Raw genomic sequence first — 17,894 nt, forward strand, 5'->3', positions numbered from 1 at the left:
ATCGATGGACAAGCAGCAGCAGCGTTTTCCGGACTATCTTCTGAACGGCTACCACAACTTCATGAACGGTCGCTTCAGCGAGCAGCAGAAACGCTACAAGGCGCTGGCGGAAACCGGTCAAAAGCCGAAGACGATGGTGATTGCCTGTTGCGACTCGCGTGCTGCGCCGGAAACGATCTTCGACAGCGGCCCGGGCGAACTCTTCGTCGTGCGCAACGTCGCCAATCTCATGCCGCCCTACGAGCCGGATGGTCACTACCACTCCACTTCGGCGGCCCTCGAGTTCGCCGTGCAGTCGCTGCGCGTCAGCGACATCGTCGTCATGGGCCATGGCCGCTGTGGTGGTATCAAAGCGGCACTCGATCCCGATGCGGAGCCTCTGTCACCGGGCGATTTCATCGGTCGCTGGATGCATCTGCTGAGGCCCGCGGCTGAGCAGATCCAGAGCAACGACGTGATGACGCAGGCGGAGCGCCAGCGTGCGCTCGAGCGAGTTTCGATCCGCAACTCGCTTGCCAATCTGCGCACTTTCCCGTGCGTCCAGATCCTCGAGGCCAAGGGCAAGCTCCACCTGCACGGCGCCTGGTTCGACATCTCGACCGGCGAACTCTGGGTGATGGACCCGGTGACGGGCGATTTTTCCCGCCCGGGAATGTAAGCGGTCAGCAAAAAAAGGCCCGGCTCTTTCGAACCGGGCCTTTTGTCTGGTTGGTTATGCGTTCCGAAGGACGAAAATCCTAGAGACCGTCGATCTCGGCGCCGATGATGGCGATCGCTTGCTGGTAGACGCTTGCGGCGTTCCAGCCCTGGATCGCAGCGAAGTTCGCCTGGCCCTGCTGATAGCCGGCGCCCGGCTGCCAGCCATGGCCGCGCAGGAAATTGGCGGTGGATGCCAGCGCGTCAGCCTTGGAGCGAACCATGTCGACATGGCCGTTGCCATCGCCATCGACGCCGTATTTCAGGACGTTGGCGGGCAGGAACTGGGTCTGGCCGATTTCGCCATGGGCGGCGCCACGCGCATCCGGGCTCAGATCGCCGCGCTGCACGAGCTGCAGGGCCGCATAGAGCTGGTTGGTGAAGTAGTCCGAGCGACGGCAGTCATAGGCCAGCGTCGAAACGGCCGAGAGCGTGTGCTCCTTGCCCATGAAACCGCCGAAGCCGGTTTCCATGCCCCAGATGGCAATCAGCGGGCCAGCCGGCACGCCGTAGCGCCGCTCGATGCTGGTAAAGAGTGCGGCGTTCTGCTGCTTCATCTTCTTGCCGCGGGAAATGATCACTTGGCCGCCGCGCTTCTGCATGAACTGCTCGAGCGACAGCTTGAAGCTCTTCTGGCCGCGGTCGGCGCGGATCGTCGCCTTGTTGTAGGAGACGCCGGAGAGTGCACGGTCGAGCACCTGCGGGCTGATGCCGTTGCCGGAGGCCTGCTGCTTGAAGTTCTGCACCCAGGCTTCAAAGCCGCTTCCGTCATTGCCGCATTGGGCGGCAGATGCCACCGCCGGAAAAACTGCAGTCGAAATCAGGGCGGCAAGCCCCACTGCTGCGCACTTCGCCCTGTGCATGAAATACCCCGTCATAGCCCGAATCTCGTTGCTCTTAAAAATGCCAGCCTTCGCCGGCCGTGTCACCTACCGCAAGCGGCAGGTAACTTTATCGTGGTTTCACGTGAATCCGGGAAGGATCGGCCCCTCGTGAAACAGGAAACCCGCCAGGCTCGAAAGAGCCTGGCGGGAGTGAATGGTTCTAATGCCGTTTTCAGGCAGCCTGCTTGCGCGGCTTGATGAGGCCACGATTGACCAGCAGCTCGGCAATCTGGATCGCGTTCAGAGCGGCACCCTTGCGCAGGTTGTCGGAAACGACCCACAGGTTGAGGCCGTTCTCGACGGTTGCGTCTTCGCGGATGCGCGAGATGTAGGTCGCATCTTCGCCGGCGCACTCGTAAGGAGTGACGTAGCCGCCGTTCTCGTGCTTGTCGACGACGAGGCAACCCGGCGCTTCGCGCAGGATGTCGCGCGCTTCGTCAGCGGTGATCTCGTTTTCGAACTCGATGTTCACCGATTCCGAATGGCCGATGAAGACGGGAACGCGCACGGCGGTGCAGGTCACCTTGATCTTCGGGTCGAGCATCTTCTTGGTCTCGGCGAGAACCTTCCACTCTTCCTTCGTGTAGCCGTCTTCCATGAACACGTCGATGTGCGGAATGACGTTGAAGGCGATGCGCTTGGTGAACTTCTTCGATTCGATCGGATCGGCAACGAAGACGGCGCGGGTCTGGTTGAAGAGTTCGTCCATGCCGTCCTTGCCGGCGCCGGAAACCGACTGGTAGGTCGAGACGACGACGCGCTTGATCTTGGCGTGGTCGTGCAGCGGCTTCAGCGCGACGACAAGCTGGGCGGTCGAGCAATTCGGGTTGGCGATGATGTTCTTCTTGGTGAACTGCGCGATCGCGTCCGGGTTCACTTCCGGAACGATCAGCGGCACTTCGGCGTCGTAGCGCCAGGCCGAGGAGTTGTCGATGACGACGCAGCCCTGCTGGCCGATCTTCGGCGAATACTTCAGCGATACGGCGCCGCCAGCCGACATCAGGCAGATATCGGTGTCGGAGAAGTCGTAGTTTTCGAGGTTCTTGACCTTGAGGGTCTTGTCGCCGAAGGAAACTTCGGTGCCCTGGGAGCGGGCGGAAGCGAGGGCGACCACTTCATCCGCGGGAAAGCCGCGTTCGGAAAGGATGTTCAGCATCTCCCGGCCGACATTGCCGGTGGCGCCTGCGACTGCAATCTTGAAACCCATGATCTAAGCTCTCTTTTCTGTCTCTCCTCGTCGGGTGAGGGGGAAACCGCGCGACCTGCCGCGAGGGTTCCTGTCCCCGGCCAAACCGGGGAGAGAGCGGAGGGCCAGAGACGTCAGACGGTTTTCGTCGTCGTTTTGGCCGTTGTTTTGCAAGCGAACGAAAAATCGACATCCTGCCCCGCGGCAAGAGCCGGCAGGATCAAAGCAGCGATGGCTGGACCGATCGGTCGCATGGTGGTGATTTCCTCGTTCGTCGCTGCTCTTACGCGGTTTTGGGGAAGAGTCAAGACATTGCCGCGCGCCGGCACGCCCCCGCCCTGCCCGCGATCGATCGCCGCATTAGACGAAAGTCATAAGCCGAAAGCATCTCTGCCTGTGATGACACTTTTCTGACATCCTCATTTCAGGCGCACCACGTCCGGACGTTCGAGGGAGGAATGCTGGACCAGCCAATGGGCGCTCCTTTGGAGTGGAGGATTATCAAAATGGCAAATGTCGCGACAGCGGACGACGCAAAAACGCGTCCGATGACCGGCGAGGAGAAGAAGGTCATCTTCGCCTCGTCGCTCGGTACCGTCTTCGAATGGTACGATTTCTATCTCTACGGTTCGCTCGCCGTCTACATCGGCGCGACCTTCTTCAGTTCCTACCCGGAAACGACGCGTAACATCTTCGCGCTTCTGGCCTTTGCCGCGGGCTTCCTGGTTCGCCCGTTCGGCGCGCTCGTCTTCGGTCGCCTGGGTGACCTCGTCGGCCGCAAATACACCTTCCTCGTGACGATCCTGATCATGGGTCTGTCGACCTTCCTGGTCGGCATCCTGCCCGGCGCTGCCTCGATCGGCATTGCCGCGCCGATCCTGCTCATCGTGCTGCGCATGCTGCAGGGCCTGGCGCTCGGCGGCGAATATGGCGGTGCGGCAACCTACGTGGCCGAACACGCCCCGCATGGGCGTCGCGGCTACTTCACGTCCTGGATCCAGACCACGGCGACGCTCGGTCTGTTCCTGTCGCTGGTGGTGATCCTGCTCGTGCAGTTCGCGCTCGGCAAGGAAGCCTTCGCCGCCTGGGGCTGGCGCATTCCGTTCCTGCTGTCCTGCGTGCTTCTCGGCATTTCCGTCTGGATCCGTCTGAAGATGAACGAATCCCCGGCCTTCAAGAAGATGAAGGAAGAGGGCAAGGGCTCCAAGGCGCCGCTTCGGGAAGCCTTCGGCCAGTGGAAGAACGCCAAGATCGCGCTTCTGGCGCTGTTCGGTGCCGTCGTCGGACAAGCCGTGGTCTGGTACTCCGGTCAGTTCTACGCGCTGTTCTTCCTGACCGGCGTCCTGAAAGTAGACGGTCAGTCGGCCAACATCATGGTCGCCGCCTCGCTTTTGATTGGCACGGGCTTCTTCGTGCTATTCGGCTGGCTCTCCGACAAGATCGGCCGCAAGCCGATCATCATGGCCGGTCTGCTGCTTGCGATGCTCACCTACTTCCCGCTGTTCAAGGCGCTGACCTGGGCCGGTAACCCTGCACTCGCTGAAGCCCAGGCAACCGTTCGCGCAACGGTGACCGCGGCTCCCGGCGACTGCAAATTCCAGTTCAACCCGACGGGCACGGCGAAGTTCACAACCTCGTGCGACATCGCAACCGCGTTCCTCACCAAGAACTCCGTTCCCTACGACGTCGTCACGACGGCTGCGGCGGGCACGGCGGCGACGGTCAAGGTCGGCGACACCACGATCAACAGCTACGACGCAGTCGCTGCTGGCGATGGTGCCAAGGCCGCCAACGCCGCCTTCGAAAAGCAGACCAACATGGCGCTCCACAATGCCGGCTACCCGCTGGTTCGTGGCGCGGCAAAGGTTCCGGACGCCAAGCTTGACGGTTTTGTCACCGCCAACCCGGAACTGTCGCTTGACGCAGCCGCTGTCCGCGGCGGCGAAAAGACCATGGTTCCGGCCGAAAAGCTCATCGCCGACAAGCTGCTGACCAAGGATGAAGTGGGCGCTGCCACCGAAATGGCCGTCTACACGATCGCCGGCGGCGGCACCTACGCGATGGTCGCGGATCCTGCCAACGTCAACTGGACGACGATCATCGCGGTGCTCACCGTGCTCGTCATCTACGTGACGATGGTCTACGGCCCGATCGCAGCCCTGCTGGTCGAACTCTTCCCGACCCGCATCCGCTACACCGGCATGTCGCTGCCCTACCACATCGGCAACGGCTGGTTCGGCGGGCTGCTTCCGGCAACGGCCTTCGCGATGAGTGCTGCCCAGGGCGATATCTACTACGGCCTCTGGTACCCGATCGTCTTTGCAGGGATCACGCTGGTCATCGGCCTCCTGTTCCTGCCGGAAACGAAGGATCGCGACATCCACGCGATGGATTAAGCCCGGCGCTCCCGGAGAGAACAAATCCCGGGGGCACCTCAAATCTTCCCCGAGCTATCATGGCTCTCCTGACTCCGGCGCGGTCTTCCGCGCCGGCTTTTTTATTGGGTCGGCTCGCTGCGTCCGGCAAGCGGCCAACCGCCCGGGCCGAGGCGAAACAGGCGACCGTATTTGGCAAAGACAAACGCCATCATCACCGATGTCCAAAGGCCGAGCAGCAGCCCGGCGGCGACGTCGCTCGGATAGTGTGCGCCAACGATGACGCGGGAAACACCGATCGTCAGCGCCAGGACCAGAAAGAGTGGCCTCAGTCTCGGCAGCAGCATGGCGAAGACGCCGAAAAACGCACCGGCCGCAGTCGAGTGCCCGGACGGAAAGCTCTCATAGAGATCACTGGCGGCGAACGGCGTCAGGCTGTAGGCGCCGAGCTCGGCAAAGAGTTCCGGTCGTGCCCGGCCGATCAGGAGCTTCAGCGTATGCACCAACGCGCTGGCGGTGCCGATCGTCAAAAGGAAATAGGCGGCGAGGTCGCGGGCAGTGCGCGCCTTGTTTTGAAGCGGCCCCTGGCTTGCCGCCCGGCGCAGCACGAAGGCCCCCGCAAGCAGGATACCGGAAAGATAGATCATCCAGCCAAAGGTACCGAAATCGGTGATCCTTTCATTGAAGGTGACGATGTTGTCCGGCAGGCCTTGCGCGCGCTGTGACAGGAACGGATCGAGCGGGATGAGCGCGAACACGAGGATGGCTGTTGTCAGCACGATCCATCCGGTGGCCGCAAGTGGTCGGTTCATGGTTCTCCCATCCTGCCACCCAGATCGCGCGGCAATTGTCTGTTCCTGTCGGGGCACGATGCAGGGCGCTTCCCGCGCCAGGCGGCCCCGGTCCGTCTTTTTCCGATGTGTCGGTTCTTTTGGCAAATTCAAGGCCGTGAAACGCAAAACACCTCCGGATGCGCTCCGGAGGTGTTGGTTTTCGTAGGCCTGTTGGCGTCAGCGTGACGCCGTTCAGGATCGGTTGTCGCTTACGCCGACAGCGCCTTGAACTCGGCAAGGATGGCGTCGCCCATCTCGGTGGTGCCGACCTTCTTCGCCCCTTCGGCCATGATGTCGCCGGTGCGGATGCCCTGGTCGAGCACGGTGGCGATCGCCTTCTCCAGATTGTCGGCTTCCGTCACCAGGTTGAAGGAATAGCGCAGGCACATGGCGAACGAGGCGATCATCGCGATCGGGTTGGCAATGCCCTGGCCGGCAATGTCGGGTGCCGAGCCATGCACCGGCTCATAGAGCGCCTTGCGCTTGCCGCTGACACCATCCGGTGCGCCGAGCGAGGCGGACGGCAGCATGCCGAGCGAACCGGTGAGCATCGCCGCCACGTCCGACAGCATGTCGCCGAACAGGTTGTCGGTGACGATGACGTCGAACTGCTTGGGCTGGCGCACCAGCTGCATGCCGCCGGCGTCCGCCAGCATGTGCTCGAGCTGGACGTCGGAGTACTTCGCCTTGTGCGTCTCGGTCACCACCTGGTTCCACAACACGCCCGACTTCATGACGTTGCGCTTTTCCATCGAGCAGACGCGGTTGTTGCGGGTGCGGGCCAGCTCGAAGGCGACGCCCGCGATGCGCTCGATCTCGTAGGTGTCGTAGACCTGGGTGTCGATGCCACGCTTCTGGCCGTTGCCGAGATCGATGATCTCCTTCGGCTCGCCGAAATAGACGCCACCGGTCAGCTCGCGCACGATCAGGATGTCGAGGCCTTCGACCAGTTCCGGCTTGAGCGACGAGGCGGCGGAAAGCGCCGGGTAGCAGATCGCCGGGCGCAGGTTGGCGAAGAGCTCGAGATCCTTGCGCAGGCGCAGCAGACCGGCTTCCGGGCGCACCTCGTAGGGCACCGCATCCCACTTCGGACCGCCGACGGCGCCGAACAGCACCGCATCGGCGGCAAGCGCCTTCTTCATGTCCTCTTCCGAGATCGCCTGACCGTGGGCGTCATAGGCCGAACCGCCGACCAGGCCCTCGTCCGTCACGAAGCCGGCACCAAGCTCGGCATTCATGTAGGCGATGATTTTGCGGACTTCCGCCATGGCTTCCGGGCCGATGCCGTCGCCGGGCAGAAGGAAGAGGTTGCGCACAGTCATGGATAGTCCTTCTCGCGGGGGGAAAACTCGGCCGCGTTCTAGCGCAACTTCGTATCGAGGGAAATCGGCGAAACGAAAGATTTGTGCGCGGCCGCGAGCGGAACGTTCCCTACGGAACAGCTGATCGGCCGGGGCACTGCGATGATGGTCTAGAAGCCGTGTACCTGCCTGGCCGTCGATCCCTCGAGGAGAAAAACATGAGCAATTTCGTTCACGCCGTCGCCGCCCATATCCGCGCCACGACCAAGAACCTGACCTTTACTGGCCGGCCTTCCGGCAAGCGCTCACCCGCGTCGTCCTATAGTTGGCTTAGCTTTCCTCTTGACTGAAACGGTGCCTCCGGATCGAATGCGGGTAACGCAACTGGGAACCCGCCATGTCCGAGACGCTGCTGATTGGAGCCTTTCTCGCCGCCCTCTCCTATGTCCTTATTCCCGGACCGGCGTTTCTGGCGCTGCTCGGCATCGGCGCCGGCCAGGGGCGCAAGGCAGGCGCCTTGTTCATGGGCGGACACCTTGCCGGTGACGTTCTCTGGTCGACCCTGGCGCTGGTCGCAATCGTCGGCGCGCGCTCCGTCGGCACGACGATTTTCGATATCCTCGGTCTCTTCTGCGGCGCCTATCTCGGCTGGATCGGCTGGACGGCATTGCGCGCACGCCCCGCCGGGGAGAACCGCGCGCTCGTGACAGTCGAGCGTCCTTTGAGACGCGGACTGATTTTTGGACTCACCAATCCCAAGGGCTATCCGGTAGCGCTCGCAACCTTCACGGCGCTGCTGGCCAGCTCGGCCAACGCGCTCGAGTTCGATGCGCTGCCGGCGCTGCTCGGCGTCTCGCTGATCGGATTTCTCGTGGCCGATCTGATCCTGATCGTCATCATCGGCACCTCCGTCGTGCGGCGTTTCTACCGACGCCACGAACTCGCGATCGTCCGGCTCTCCGGTCTCCTGTTCATCGGCTTTGCCGTTCAGGCGGTCTGGCACGCTGCCCCCGGGCTTCTCGGTTTGCGCAGGCCTTGACGGCAAGCCCCCTCACGACCACCTCCATTGCCTCCGCGTCCTGATGTCATAGATCAGCGACGCCCCTCCCCGGCCCCGCGTCGGACCGCATGCGAAAGGATTTCTGATGACCACCAGCACCCCGCTCAATCCCGCGCTCACCGCATGGACCGGCCACGAAGGCCTGCCGCGTTTCGACCTGGTGAAGGACGAGGATTTTGCTCCGGCGTTCGACGCGGCTTTCAGGGAACATGAGGCGGAGATCGACGCGATTGCCGAAAACCCGGCGGCGCCGACCTTCGAAAACACGATCATTGCGCTGGAGATCGCCGGTGACGGACTGTCGCGCGTATCCTCGATCTTCTGGAACAAGGCCGGCGCCGACACCAACGAGACGATCCAGGCGCTGGAGCGCGATATCGCGCCGAAGATGTCCCGGCACTATTCGAAAATTGGCATGAATGCGGCGCTCTTCAAGCGCATCGACACGCTGTGGGAAGGGCGCGCAGGGCTTGGCCTCGATCTTGAAGCGACGCGCGTACTCGAGCGCCACTGGAAGGGTTTCGTCAAATCCGGCGCCAAGCTCGCAAAGCCCGAGCAGGAGCGGCTGGCAGCGATCAACGAGAAACTCGCCGGCCTCGGCGCCAGGTTCGGGCAGAACGTGCTCGCCGATGAGAAGAGCTGGGTTCTGTTCTTGGAGAGCGAGGAACAGCTCGCCGGCCTGCCGGACTTCCTGCGCGACGCCATGGCGGCGGTTGCCGAAGACCGCGGCCAGAAGGGCAAGTACGCCGTCACCCTGTCGCGCTCGATCATCGAACCGTTCCTGACCTTCTCCGACAATCGCGAGCTTCGCGAGCAGGCCTTCCGCGCCTGGATCGCGCGCGGTGAAAATGGCGGCGACACCGACAATCGCGGGCTGATCGCCGAGATGCTGGCGCTGCGGGCCGAAAAGGCGAAGCTGCTCGGCTATGATAACTTCGCGTCGCTGAAGCTCGACGATACCATGGCGAAGACGCCCACTGCCGTGAACGGCCTGCTGATGCAAGTCTGGGAAAAGGCGGTTGCCCGCGCCCGCGAGGAAGAGGCCGAGCTTGCCCGGCTTGTTGCCGACGAGGGCCGCAATCACGACGTCATGCCTTGGGACTGGCGCCATTACGCCGAGAAGCTCCGCGCCGAAAAGTTCAATTTCTCCGAAGGCGAACTCAAGCCTTACCTGCAGCTCGAAAAGATCATCGAGGCCTGCTTCGATGTCGCCAAGCGTCTGTTCGGCATTACCGCGACGGAGAAGAAGGGCATTGCCGCCTACCATCCCGACGTGCGCGTCTTCGAGATCAAGGATGCATCCGGCAAGCTGGTGGCATTGTTCCTTGGCGACTACTTCGCCCGGTCTTCGAAGCGCTCCGGTGCGTGGATGAGTTCGTTCCAGTCGCAGCACAAGCTCAAGCTGAAGAACGGCGCCGAAGGCGAGCTGCCGATCATCTACAACGTCTGCAATTTCGCCAAGCCCGCCGAGGGCAAGCCGGCGCTGCTGTCGCTCGATGATGCCCGAACGCTCTTCCACGAGTTCGGGCACGCATTGCATGGCATGCTATCCAACGTCACCTACCCTTCGGTGTCCGGCACGGGTGTGTCGCGTGACTTCGTCGAGCTGCCGTCGCAGCTTTACGAACATTGGCTGACGGTGCCGGAGATCCTGAAGCGTTATGCGGTGCACTACCAGACGGGCGAGCCGATGCCGCAGGCGCTGCTCGACAAGGTGCTGGCGGCGCGAACCTTCAACTCGGGCTTCGCCACGGTCGAGTTCACGTCGTCCGCACTGGTCGATATGGCCTATCATACGGCCGCGGTGACGGCGGAACCGATGGCGCTCGAAGCCAAGAAGCTCGATGAGATCGGCATGCCGAAATCCATCGTCATGCGCCATCGCAGCCCGCACTTCCTGCACGTCTTCTCGGGCGACGGCTACTCGGCCGGCTACTATTCCTACATGTGGTCGGAAGTGCTCGACGCCGATGCCTTCGCCGCCTTCGAGGAAACCGGCAACGCCTTCGATCCGGCCATGGCCGCCCGCCTCAAGGACAACATCTATTCGGTCGGAGGCTCGATCGATCCGGAGGATGCCTACAAGGCCTTTCGCGGCAAACTGCCGAGCCCGGATGCGATGCTCGCGAAAAAGGGCCTGGCTGCCTGAGCCACGCCGATTTCCGATCACGCCATCCGGCGTGATCGGTTGTTCCAAAGTCCCCGCACTGTCTCGCAAGCAGCCTCGAAGTCGTCGTGATTGCGCAGACTGACAAGGGCGGCAGCCGCCGTCGTAATGATGGTGGTTTCCGCGCGCTCGTCGCGGGCAGCACCAGTCCAAACCGCCTGCCAGTATTCGCGGCTGCTCAAGCCGGTGCGCGGTTCGGCCGGCGGCGCGATTTTCGCGGGAATGATGACTTCGGAGGCTTCGCCGCCGACAAGGCGGAAAAGGGGCGTCTGGCGGTAGGGCGTGAACTCAGCGTGGTCGCGGGTGTTGCCGAGGATCGTCAACTCTCTCGTGCCGAGCAGCATGGCGATGTCGCGGCTGAGCGTGCGGCTCGAGGGATTGGCGACGCCGAGAAGGCTTGTCCGTCCGCCCATCGGATTGATGAGGTGTATGGCGGCGTTTAGCGGCATGCGCATCTCCATCAGCCGATAGAGCCCCAGCAAGCGATAGACCTGCGGCGCAAAGGCCGAGAGCGGCAGATAGGCGATGCCTGCCGACCGAAGCGCTGTCTTGGCGGCCGTGATCGACGTGCAGATCGGGATGCCGGCTGCGGAAGCGGCCACCTCCAGCTTGTACCGATCCGTACCCTCTTCACCGTAGCTTCCATGCAGCACGACGCGATGCCCGGCATCGACGACAAGCCGTGCCGCATGCAGGAACCAGGGCGCAGTCTTCAATTTGGGCGAGAGGTAGCAGGGCCAATCGAGGTCGGCGATGCCGTTTCCCGGTTCAATTGCGCCGATATGGCGGCGCATGGCGCGCACGAAACCGGCCACCTCCACCGCCGTCGGTCCGCGATAATGCAGCACCGTCATCAGCGCACCGATCTGCACCGGGTCCGCTTCGCCGGCAAGGATGATCGCCAGCGCGTCCTCGGCCTCCTCTTCGCTCAAGGGGCGGCTGCGGCCGGCGCCGGTGCCGACAGTCGCGATGCAGCGAGCCAATCGTCGTTCAGGGGCGGCATCGTCGCCGATTTCGGCCAGCTTTGCGGCGAACTGTTCCGGTGCCGGCTCCCCCTCAAGCAGGCGGCTTGGCCGGACCGCCAGCGGTGGTGCGTCGGTCAGTGCCTGCCCTTCCCAGCCGGCGTGACCTGTCTGTGTGGGTGCGGACGCGGAGCCAGCGGCGCGTGCGTCAAGCAGGGCTTCGGTCTCTGCGGCAAGAGCGCGCACGCGTAGCCGCAGAGACTCGGCAAGCGGGGTCGGGCGCAGGCCATGACCTGTGCGCAGGAACAGCGGATCGGCATAGTCCTCACGCAATTGACCGAGCAAGCGGCTCATTGCCGAGGGCTGCAGACCGACGCTTGAAGCGGCACGGCTGACGCTGTTTTCGCGTAGCAGTGCGTCCAGCGCCAGGAGCAGGCGCAGCTTGCTCAGATCCGTCTGACGTTCGTTGGACGCCGACGCGCCTCCTGTCACGCTCGCCGTTGCTTTCGCCATGGTTCCGTCCCGCCTTTCTGTCTCATCCGGCATATTCGCGGGCGCTGTTTTGCGTCGTTTCGTATTTGGAACGGTTCCAAAACAGCGTCGTTGACCGTCTCCCTCGCCAATAACTAAGTGGAGTTCATTACTCAAGATATATGCGGGGCGAAGATGATGAAGCGGATGGGGCCTGAGACCGAAACCGAGGGGCAGCGGCAAGGGGACCGCTGGAACCGGTGCGGCTCGGCCGGATGGTCACGTCGTTTCGTCTGCGCCTGCCTCGCCGGCACGGCGCTGACGGTGCCGACGGAAGCCTTGGCACAGAAGGCCAAGGAAAAGGAGAAGGAGAAGGCGACCGAACTCGAGCAGATTGTGGTGACGGCGACCGGGTTCGAGCAAAACGTCAAGGATGCGCCGGCGAGCATCACGGTGATCTCGGGCGAAGACCTGCAAAAGCGGTCGTTCCGCGATCTCACCGATGCGCTTCGCGACGCGCAAGGGGTTGCGGTGACAGGTGTCGCCAACGAGCGCGACATCTTCATCCGCGGCCTGCCCGGCTCCTACACGCTGATTCTTGTCGACGGAAAGCGCCAGAGCACGCGTGACGCGCGCACCAATGGCAACTCCGGTTTCGAGCAGAGCTTCATTCCGCCGGCCGCCGCCATCGAGCGTATCGAGATCGTCCGTGGGCCGATGTCGTCGCTCTACGGTTCCGATGCCATGGGTGGGGTCATCAACATCATCACCCGCAAGGTCGCCGACAGCTGGACCGGCTCGTTCACCACCGACGGCACGATGCAGCAGCACAAGCAGTTCGGCAATTCGGGCCAAATGTCGTTCTACACCAGCGGGCCGATCCTGAAAGACACGCTCGGCGTACAGATCTGGGGCCGCGGCCTGAAGCGCAGTGAGGACAGGTTCCTTTCCGGCATCACCGGTTCGAAGGAACACGATCTGACGGCGCGGCTTTCCTATACGCCGAACGAGGATCATGACTTCTTCCTCGAAGGCGGGACCGCACGGCTTCGCCGCGATGCCAATGTCGGCAAGACGATCGAGCCCGGACCGCGCGCGGTCAGCACCTACAACGACAACGACCGCGATCACTGGTCGTTCTCCCATACGGGCCGCTGGGGACCGACGACGTCTGACTTCTCCATCCTGCAGGAATGGGCGGAGCGCCGGACCTACAACTACAGCCAGGCAGACGGTCGCTTCGTCAAGCAGCCGCGCGCGCCCGAGGTGCGCAACACCGTCATCGACGGCAAGTTCACCACCCCCTTCGATCTCGGCGGCAGCCACACGCTGGTGACTGGCGGGCAATATTTCGAGGCGCGGCTTTCCGACCAGAACCCGGGTCGACGCACGGGCTTGAACGAGACCTTCTCGGCGACGCAATGGGCGCTGTTTGCCGAAGACGAATGGCGCATGGTCGATGACTTCGCGCTGACCACGGGCCTGCGTCTCGATCATCATGAGGAATATGGCTACCACTTGAGCCCGCGCATCTACGGCGTCTGGAACGCGACCGACATGCTGACGGTAAAGGGCGGCATTTCCACCGGCTTCCGTGCGCCCGATATCCGCAGCATCGCGCCGGGTTATGCCTATACGACCGGCGGTGGCGGTTGCTCTTATGGTCCGACCGGCACCTGCGGCGTGATCATCGCCGACCCGAACCTGAAGGCCGAATCGAGCACGAGCTATGAAATCGGCGCGATTTGGGACAATGGCGACGTCATTCTCGGTGGTACCTATTTCTATACGGATTTCCGGGACAAGATCTCCAACTCGATGGTGCTGGATTCGGCCGGCAATCCGGTGCGCTGGAGCGAGGACCCGAACTACCGCCTCTGGTACAACTACAATATCGACGACGCGATCATTCAGGGCGTCGAGCTCACCGCGACCTGGAATGCGACGCCGGATCTGACACTTCGCGCGAGCTACACCTACACGCAGTCCGAACAGAAGACCGGCACCTTTGCCGGCTTCCCGCTGGCGCGCACGCCGGAACACATGGCCAATCTCAGGGCTGATTGGTACACGCCGGTCGAAGGGCTAGAAGCCTGGGCTTCCGTCAGCTATCACGGCGAAGAGATCGCCGCCGGCCCGCGCATCGGCACCAACGGCAAGCCGGTGACGATCAACGGCCAGCAGGGCCGCAAGTACGACGCCTATACGACGGTCGATATCGGCACGAAATATGATGTCGGCGAGGGCCTGACGCTGAACGCCGCGGTCTACAATCTCTTCGACAAGGAAGTCGAGCAGACCGATTTCAACACGGTCATGGAAGGCCGCCGCTTCTGGATGAGCCTAACGGCAACATTCTGATCATCCGGCCGGCCCCTGCCCGGCTCCCGATCGAAAACAGACGGCGCCCGGAAGGCGCCGTCTGTCATTTCTCAAGCGCCGCTCTTTCTCAGGCGCTTTGGTCCACGCCGAGGGTCGATAGCAGGCTTTTCATTCTCTGGAGCGCCAGTTCCGGCCGGTCGAGCACATTGGCGCGGTCGGCGAGGCGGAAGATATCGGCGTAGTGCAGCACCCCGCGGGCGGACTGCATGCCGGCGGGCATGGTGAAGTGGCGCTGGTGGCCGTTCAGCCAGGCGAGGAGAACGACGCCGGCCTTGTAATACTGTGTCGGCGCCTCGAAGATCTTGCGGGACAGGGGCACGGTCGGCTCGATCACGCCGCGGAAGGTGGCGAGATCGTCCTTCGCCAGCGCCGCGAGTGCCTTGGAGGCGGAGGGCGCCACCGCATCGAAGATGCCGAGCAGCGCGTGGCTGTACTTCGTGCCGTCGCCCTCGATCAGCTCGGCATAGTTGAAGTCGTCGCCGGTAAAGCAGAGCACGCCTTCGGGCAGGCGATTGCGCAGTGCCACTTCCTTGGCGTTGTCGAGCAGCGAAATCTTGATGCCTTCGACCTTGTCGCGGTTGGCTTCGATGATCGAGAGCACCGTATCGAGCGCCTGGTCGAAATTCTCCGAACCCCAATAGCCCCGAAGTTGCGGATCGAACATGTCGCCGAGCCAATGCAACACCACCTTGTGCCTGGTCTGGCCGAGGATGCGGCCATAGACGAGGCGATAGTCGTCGGCCGATCGCGCGACGCGGGCGAGCGCCCGGCTTGCCATCATGATCGCCCTGCCCCCCTCGCCTTCGACGAAGCCGACCTGTTCCTCATAGGCGGCAATCACATCGTCAAGCGAGCGTGCATCGGTGGGCGCAAGATGGTCGGTGCCGGCGCCACAGGCAAGATCGGCGCCCGCTACCTGCCGCGCATCGCTGAGCGATCGGCGGATCAGCTCCTGCGCGCCCGGCCAGGCAAGGCCCATGCCGCGTTGGGCGGTGTCCATCGCCTCGGCGATTTTGAAACCCAGGCTCCAGAGGTGATGGCGAAACGCCATCGTCACGTCCCAGTCGATCGCCGGGTTGCCCCAGGGATCGAGATCCTTGAGCGGATCCGAGACCACATGGGCGGCCGCATAGGCGATGCGGTTGAAGGTCGGCGGCGTGTTGGGCCGTTCGATCGGCGTTCCGGTCAGGCGATACTGTTCAAGCGAGCCGTCTTGGCGCGGCAGCGTCAGGCTTGTCATTGGGGTTGGTCTCCTCCGCGGACGTTTGTCCTGGAATACTTTGGATCGTTCCAAATGGCAAGCGGCAATGTTTTTCAGGCGAGGCGATCCTCCTCCAGGCGATTGCGGATCTCCAATAATATCATTGAAATTCAATTAAATAATCCGTCAAACCGCAGATCGCGACGCTTCTCAAGGTGCCTTTTGTCTAGACCGAGCGCGGCTGGACGGGAAAAAAGTGATCAACCAACTCTTGACGAAATTGGAACGTTCCAATTATGAAAGAAGAAAGCAGGCAGAAGAATTCGGGAGGATGCTGTGGTTAAGGAGAGGGTAACGGTCATCGATATTGCGCACGCTGCCGGCGTGTCGAAGTCGACCGTGTCGCTCGTTCTTCAGGGCAGCTCGCTCGTCAATGAGGCGACGCGCGCCAAAGTGAATGCCGCCATCCGCGATCTCGGCTATGTCTATAATCGCGGTGCTGCCAATCTTCGGCAATCGAAGTCCAAGATCATCGGCATCGTCGTCAACGATCTCACCAACAGCTTCTTTGCGGAACTCGCCGTCGGCGTCGATGCGGTCGTGCAATCGGCAGGCTTCGTGCAGTTTCTTGCCAATACCGGCGAAAAGATCGAGCGCCAGCGCGAAGTGGTCGCGTCGATGCGCGAGCATGGCGTTTCCGGCCTGATCATCTCGCCGGCGCGTGGCACCGAAGCGGCCGATCTTGCGCCTTTGGTCGAGAGCGGCATTCCCGTCGTGCTCGTCGTCCGCGACATTGCCGGTGCAAATGTCTCTTCGCTGATCTCCGACAACCACGCTGGTGCCGTGGCCGCGGTGCGTCATCTGATCGAACGTGGTCACCAGCGCATCGCCTTCCTCGGCGGCTTTTCCGACACCGCCGTCTTCGAGGCGCGCATGCGCGGCTACCGCGATGCGCTCGTCGAGGCCGGCATGCCGGTTTCGGAATCGCTGATCATCGGTTCGGCGCCGTCGCGTGCCGGCGGGGTGACGGCGGTGGAGCAGGCGATGATGCTCGCCGACCGGCCGACGGCCGCACTCTGCTTCAATGATGCGGTCGCTTTCGGCGTCTGCGATGGCCTGAGGGCCCGGCGGCTTGAGCCGGGTGCCGATTTTGCCGTTATCGGTTTCGACGACGTGATCGAGGCGAAGACAGCAGTTCCGGCGCTGACGACGGTGTCCGTCGATCCGCAAGGCATGGGCCAACGGGCGGCCGAACTGCTGTTGAAGCAGATCAAGGCCGGTAAGGCGGAGCCGGAAGCCATCGTCGGTTCGGTTCGTCTCGTCGTTCGCCAGAGCTGCGGCGCTGCAATCGAGAGAAAAAGGGAGGCACTGGCATGACACGGTGGGGTCTGATCGGCGCAAGCACGATTGCGCGCGAATGGGTGATCGGCGCAATCCGCGCCGCCGGAGGCGAGGTCGTCTCCGTCATGAGCACGAGCGCGGAGCGCGGCGCGGCTTACGCCGAGGAGAACGGCATCGCCAAGTCGGTGACCACTGTTGCCGAACTCGTCGGCGATCCCGATGTCGATGCCGTCTATGTCTCCACCACCAATGAACTGCATCGCGAGCAGACGCTGGCGGCGATCGCTGCCGGCAAGCACGTGCTCTGCGAGAAGCCGCTGGCGATGACGCTGGAGGATGCGCGCGACATGGTGAGCGCAGCGCAGGAAGCGGGTGTCGTTCTTGCTACCAACCACCACCTGCGCAATGCCGCCAGCCACCGCGCAATGCGCGATGCGATCGCCGAGGGCAGGATCGGCCGGCCGATTGCAGCCCGCGTCTTCCACGCCGTCTATCTGCCGCCGCATCTCCAGGGCTGGCGACTGGAGAGGCCGGACGCCGGCGGCGGCGTCATTCTCGACATCACCGTGCATGACGCCGATACGCTGCGCTTCATCCTCAACGACGATCCGATCGAGGCCGTTGCCATCAGTCACAGTGCCGGCATGGGCAAGGAAGGCCTGGAGGATGGCGTCATGGGTGTCATCCACTTCCGCTCCGGCGTCATCGCACAGTTCCACGATGCCTTCACCACCAAATACGCAGAGACCGGTCTTGAGGTGCATGGCACCGAAGGATCGCTGATCGGCCGCAACGTGATGACGCAGAAGCCGACAGGCACGGTGACGCTGCGCAACGCCGATGGCGAGAGCGAGCTGACGCTCGACCACCGCAATCTCTACGAAACAGCGCTTTCCGCTTTCCATGCCGCTGCCCGGGGCAACGGCCGTCCATCTGCGACGGGCGAGGATGGCGTCTGGTCGCTGGCAACGGGCCTTGCCGTCGTCAAGGCGGCGGCCACCGGCCGGGCCGTGGCGATCGAAACGGGACTTTGAA

At 63.0% G+C, this 17,894-nt stretch carries 14 protein-coding genes; 8 read left to right on the forward strand and 6 right to left on the reverse strand.

The window, feature by feature from the left end; genetic code table 11:
• The first annotated feature begins 4 nt into the window (after nt 1–4).
• Entirely contained in the window at nt 5–658 is a 654-nt protein-coding gene (locus tag IB277_RS25700) for a carbonic anhydrase (protein ID WP_034800167.1), read from the forward strand.
• A 79-nt stretch (nt 659–737) separates the two neighbouring features.
• Here IB277_RS25700 and IB277_RS25705 read toward each other — a convergent pair whose 3' ends face one another.
• Together IB277_RS25705 and IB277_RS25710 are read right to left on the reverse strand one after the other, a co-directional pair.
• Nucleotides 738–1,559 carry a lytic transglycosylase domain-containing protein gene (locus tag IB277_RS25705; protein WP_034800180.1) on the reverse strand — a complete coding sequence of 274 codons (822 nt, stop codon included), beginning with the start codon at nt 1,557–1,559 and terminating at the stop codon, nt 738–740.
• 193 nt (nt 1,560–1,752) lie between these two features.
• Nucleotides 1,753–2,787 carry an aspartate-semialdehyde dehydrogenase gene (locus IB277_RS25710; RefSeq protein WP_034800169.1) on the reverse strand — a complete coding sequence of 345 codons (1,035 nt, stop codon included), beginning with the start codon at nt 2,785–2,787 and terminating at the stop codon, nt 1,753–1,755.
• 485 nt (nt 2,788–3,272) lie between these two features.
• Here IB277_RS25710 and IB277_RS25715 point away from each other — a divergent pair, with 485 nt between their 5' ends.
• Entirely contained in the window at nt 3,273–5,162 is a 1,890-nt protein-coding gene (locus IB277_RS25715; protein WP_034800173.1) for an MFS transporter, read from the forward strand.
• Nucleotides 5,163–5,263: 101 nt separating this feature from the next.
• On the opposite strand, the gene IB277_RS25720 is transcribed toward IB277_RS25715, so the two are convergent.
• Nucleotides 5,264–5,953: a phosphatase PAP2 family protein gene (locus tag IB277_RS25720; protein WP_034800174.1), complete on the reverse strand. Its 690-nt coding sequence runs from the start codon at nt 5,951–5,953 to the stop codon at nt 5,264–5,266.
• A gap of 230 nt (nt 5,954–6,183) precedes the next feature.
• Nucleotides 6,184–7,296: a 3-isopropylmalate dehydrogenase gene (gene leuB / locus IB277_RS25725; protein ID WP_192372017.1), complete on the reverse strand. Its 1,113-nt coding sequence runs from the start codon at nt 7,294–7,296 to the stop codon at nt 6,184–6,186.
• A 197-nt stretch (nt 7,297–7,493) separates the two neighbouring features.
• On the opposite strand from leuB, the gene IB277_RS38710 reads away from it, so the two are divergent.
• The 3 genes from IB277_RS38710 to IB277_RS25735 all read left to right on the forward strand — a co-directional run bounded on the left by IB277_RS38710 (nt 7,494) and on the right by IB277_RS25735 (nt 10,484).
• On the forward strand, nt 7,494–7,625 hold the full coding sequence (locus IB277_RS38710; RefSeq protein ID WP_255380610.1) for a hypothetical protein: 132 nt from the start codon (nt 7,494–7,496) through the stop codon (nt 7,623–7,625).
• A gap of 47 nt (nt 7,626–7,672) precedes the next feature.
• Nucleotides 7,673–8,314 (forward strand): LysE family translocator, encoded by a 642-nt coding sequence (locus IB277_RS25730; RefSeq protein ID WP_034803056.1) that lies wholly within the window; start codon nt 7,673–7,675, stop codon nt 8,312–8,314.
• 106 nt (nt 8,315–8,420) lie between these two features.
• Entirely contained in the window at nt 8,421–10,484 is a 2,064-nt protein-coding gene (locus tag IB277_RS25735) for a M3 family metallopeptidase (RefSeq protein WP_110818888.1), read from the forward strand.
• A 17-nt stretch (nt 10,485–10,501) separates the two neighbouring features.
• Here the strand turns inward: IB277_RS25735 and IB277_RS25740 are convergent, their stop codons facing one another.
• Nucleotides 10,502–11,977 (reverse strand): glycosyl transferase family protein, encoded by a 1,476-nt coding sequence (locus IB277_RS25740; protein WP_090295192.1) that lies wholly within the window; start codon nt 11,975–11,977, stop codon nt 10,502–10,504.
• A 165-nt stretch (nt 11,978–12,142) separates the two neighbouring features.
• Between IB277_RS25740 and IB277_RS25745 the strand changes: the two genes are divergently transcribed.
• A complete protein-coding gene (locus IB277_RS25745; protein ID WP_192372029.1) occupies nt 12,143–14,296 on the forward strand; it encodes a TonB-dependent receptor domain-containing protein in 2,154 nt (717 codons plus the stop codon).
• A gap of 88 nt (nt 14,297–14,384) precedes the next feature.
• On the opposite strand, the gene IB277_RS25750 is transcribed toward IB277_RS25745, so the two are convergent.
• Nucleotides 14,385–15,557 carry a dihydrodipicolinate synthase family protein gene (locus IB277_RS25750; protein ID WP_089044270.1) on the reverse strand — a complete coding sequence of 391 codons (1,173 nt, stop codon included), beginning with the start codon at nt 15,555–15,557 and terminating at the stop codon, nt 14,385–14,387.
• A 297-nt stretch (nt 15,558–15,854) separates the two neighbouring features.
• Between IB277_RS25750 and IB277_RS25755 the strand changes: the two genes are divergently transcribed.
• Nucleotides 15,855–16,895, forward strand: a complete 1,041-nt coding sequence (locus tag IB277_RS25755) for a LacI family DNA-binding transcriptional regulator (RefSeq protein WP_090295193.1) — start codon at nt 15,855–15,857, stop codon at nt 16,893–16,895.
• Nucleotides 16,892–17,893 (forward strand): Gfo/Idh/MocA family protein, encoded by a 1,002-nt coding sequence (locus IB277_RS25760; protein ID WP_090295195.1) that lies wholly within the window; start codon nt 16,892–16,894, stop codon nt 17,891–17,893. Before IB277_RS25755 ends, IB277_RS25760 begins: the two co-directional genes overlap by 4 nt.
• The last annotated feature ends 1 nt before the right edge of the window (nt 17,894 follow it).

Origin of the sequence: Ensifer sp. ENS07 (assembly GCF_014852185.1) — a bacterium.
Classification (GTDB): Bacteria; Pseudomonadota; Alphaproteobacteria; order Rhizobiales; family Rhizobiaceae; genus Ensifer; species Ensifer adhaerens.

Excerpts from the sequence above, each read along its gene's own strand:
- IB277_RS25730 (WP_034803056.1), top strand. The coding sequence starts at position 7,673 with ATGTCCGAGACGCTGCTGATTGGAGCCTTTCTCGCCGCCCTCTCCTAT.
- IB277_RS25720 (WP_034800174.1), bottom strand. The coding sequence starts at position 5,953 with ATGAACCGACCACTTGCGGCCACCGGATGGATCGTGCTGACAACAGCC.
- IB277_RS25700 (WP_034800167.1), top strand. The coding sequence starts at position 5 with ATGGACAAGCAGCAGCAGCGTTTTCCGGACTATCTTCTGAACGGCTAC.
- IB277_RS25735 (WP_110818888.1), top strand. The coding sequence starts at position 8,421 with ATGACCACCAGCACCCCGCTCAATCCCGCGCTCACCGCATGGACCGGC.
- IB277_RS38710 (WP_255380610.1), top strand. The coding sequence starts at position 7,494 with ATGAGCAATTTCGTTCACGCCGTCGCCGCCCATATCCGCGCCACGACC.
- IB277_RS25750 (WP_089044270.1), bottom strand. The coding sequence starts at position 15,557 with ATGACAAGCCTGACGCTGCCGCGCCAAGACGGCTCGCTTGAACAGTAT.
- IB277_RS25745 (WP_192372029.1), top strand. The coding sequence starts at position 12,143 with ATGGGGCCTGAGACCGAAACCGAGGGGCAGCGGCAAGGGGACCGCTGG.
- IB277_RS25760 (WP_090295195.1), top strand. The coding sequence starts at position 16,892 with ATGACACGGTGGGGTCTGATCGGCGCAAGCACGATTGCGCGCGAATGG.
- IB277_RS25715 (WP_034800173.1), top strand. The coding sequence starts at position 3,273 with ATGGCAAATGTCGCGACAGCGGACGACGCAAAAACGCGTCCGATGACC.
- IB277_RS25710 (WP_034800169.1), bottom strand. The coding sequence starts at position 2,787 with ATGGGTTTCAAGATTGCAGTCGCAGGCGCCACCGGCAATGTCGGCCGG.
- IB277_RS25740 (WP_090295192.1), bottom strand. The coding sequence starts at position 11,977 with ATGGCGAAAGCAACGGCGAGCGTGACAGGAGGCGCGTCGGCGTCCAAC.
- leuB (WP_192372017.1), bottom strand. The coding sequence starts at position 7,296 with ATGACTGTGCGCAACCTCTTCCTTCTGCCCGGCGACGGCATCGGCCCG.
- IB277_RS25705 (WP_034800180.1), bottom strand. The coding sequence starts at position 1,559 with ATGCACAGGGCGAAGTGCGCAGCAGTGGGGCTTGCCGCCCTGATTTCG.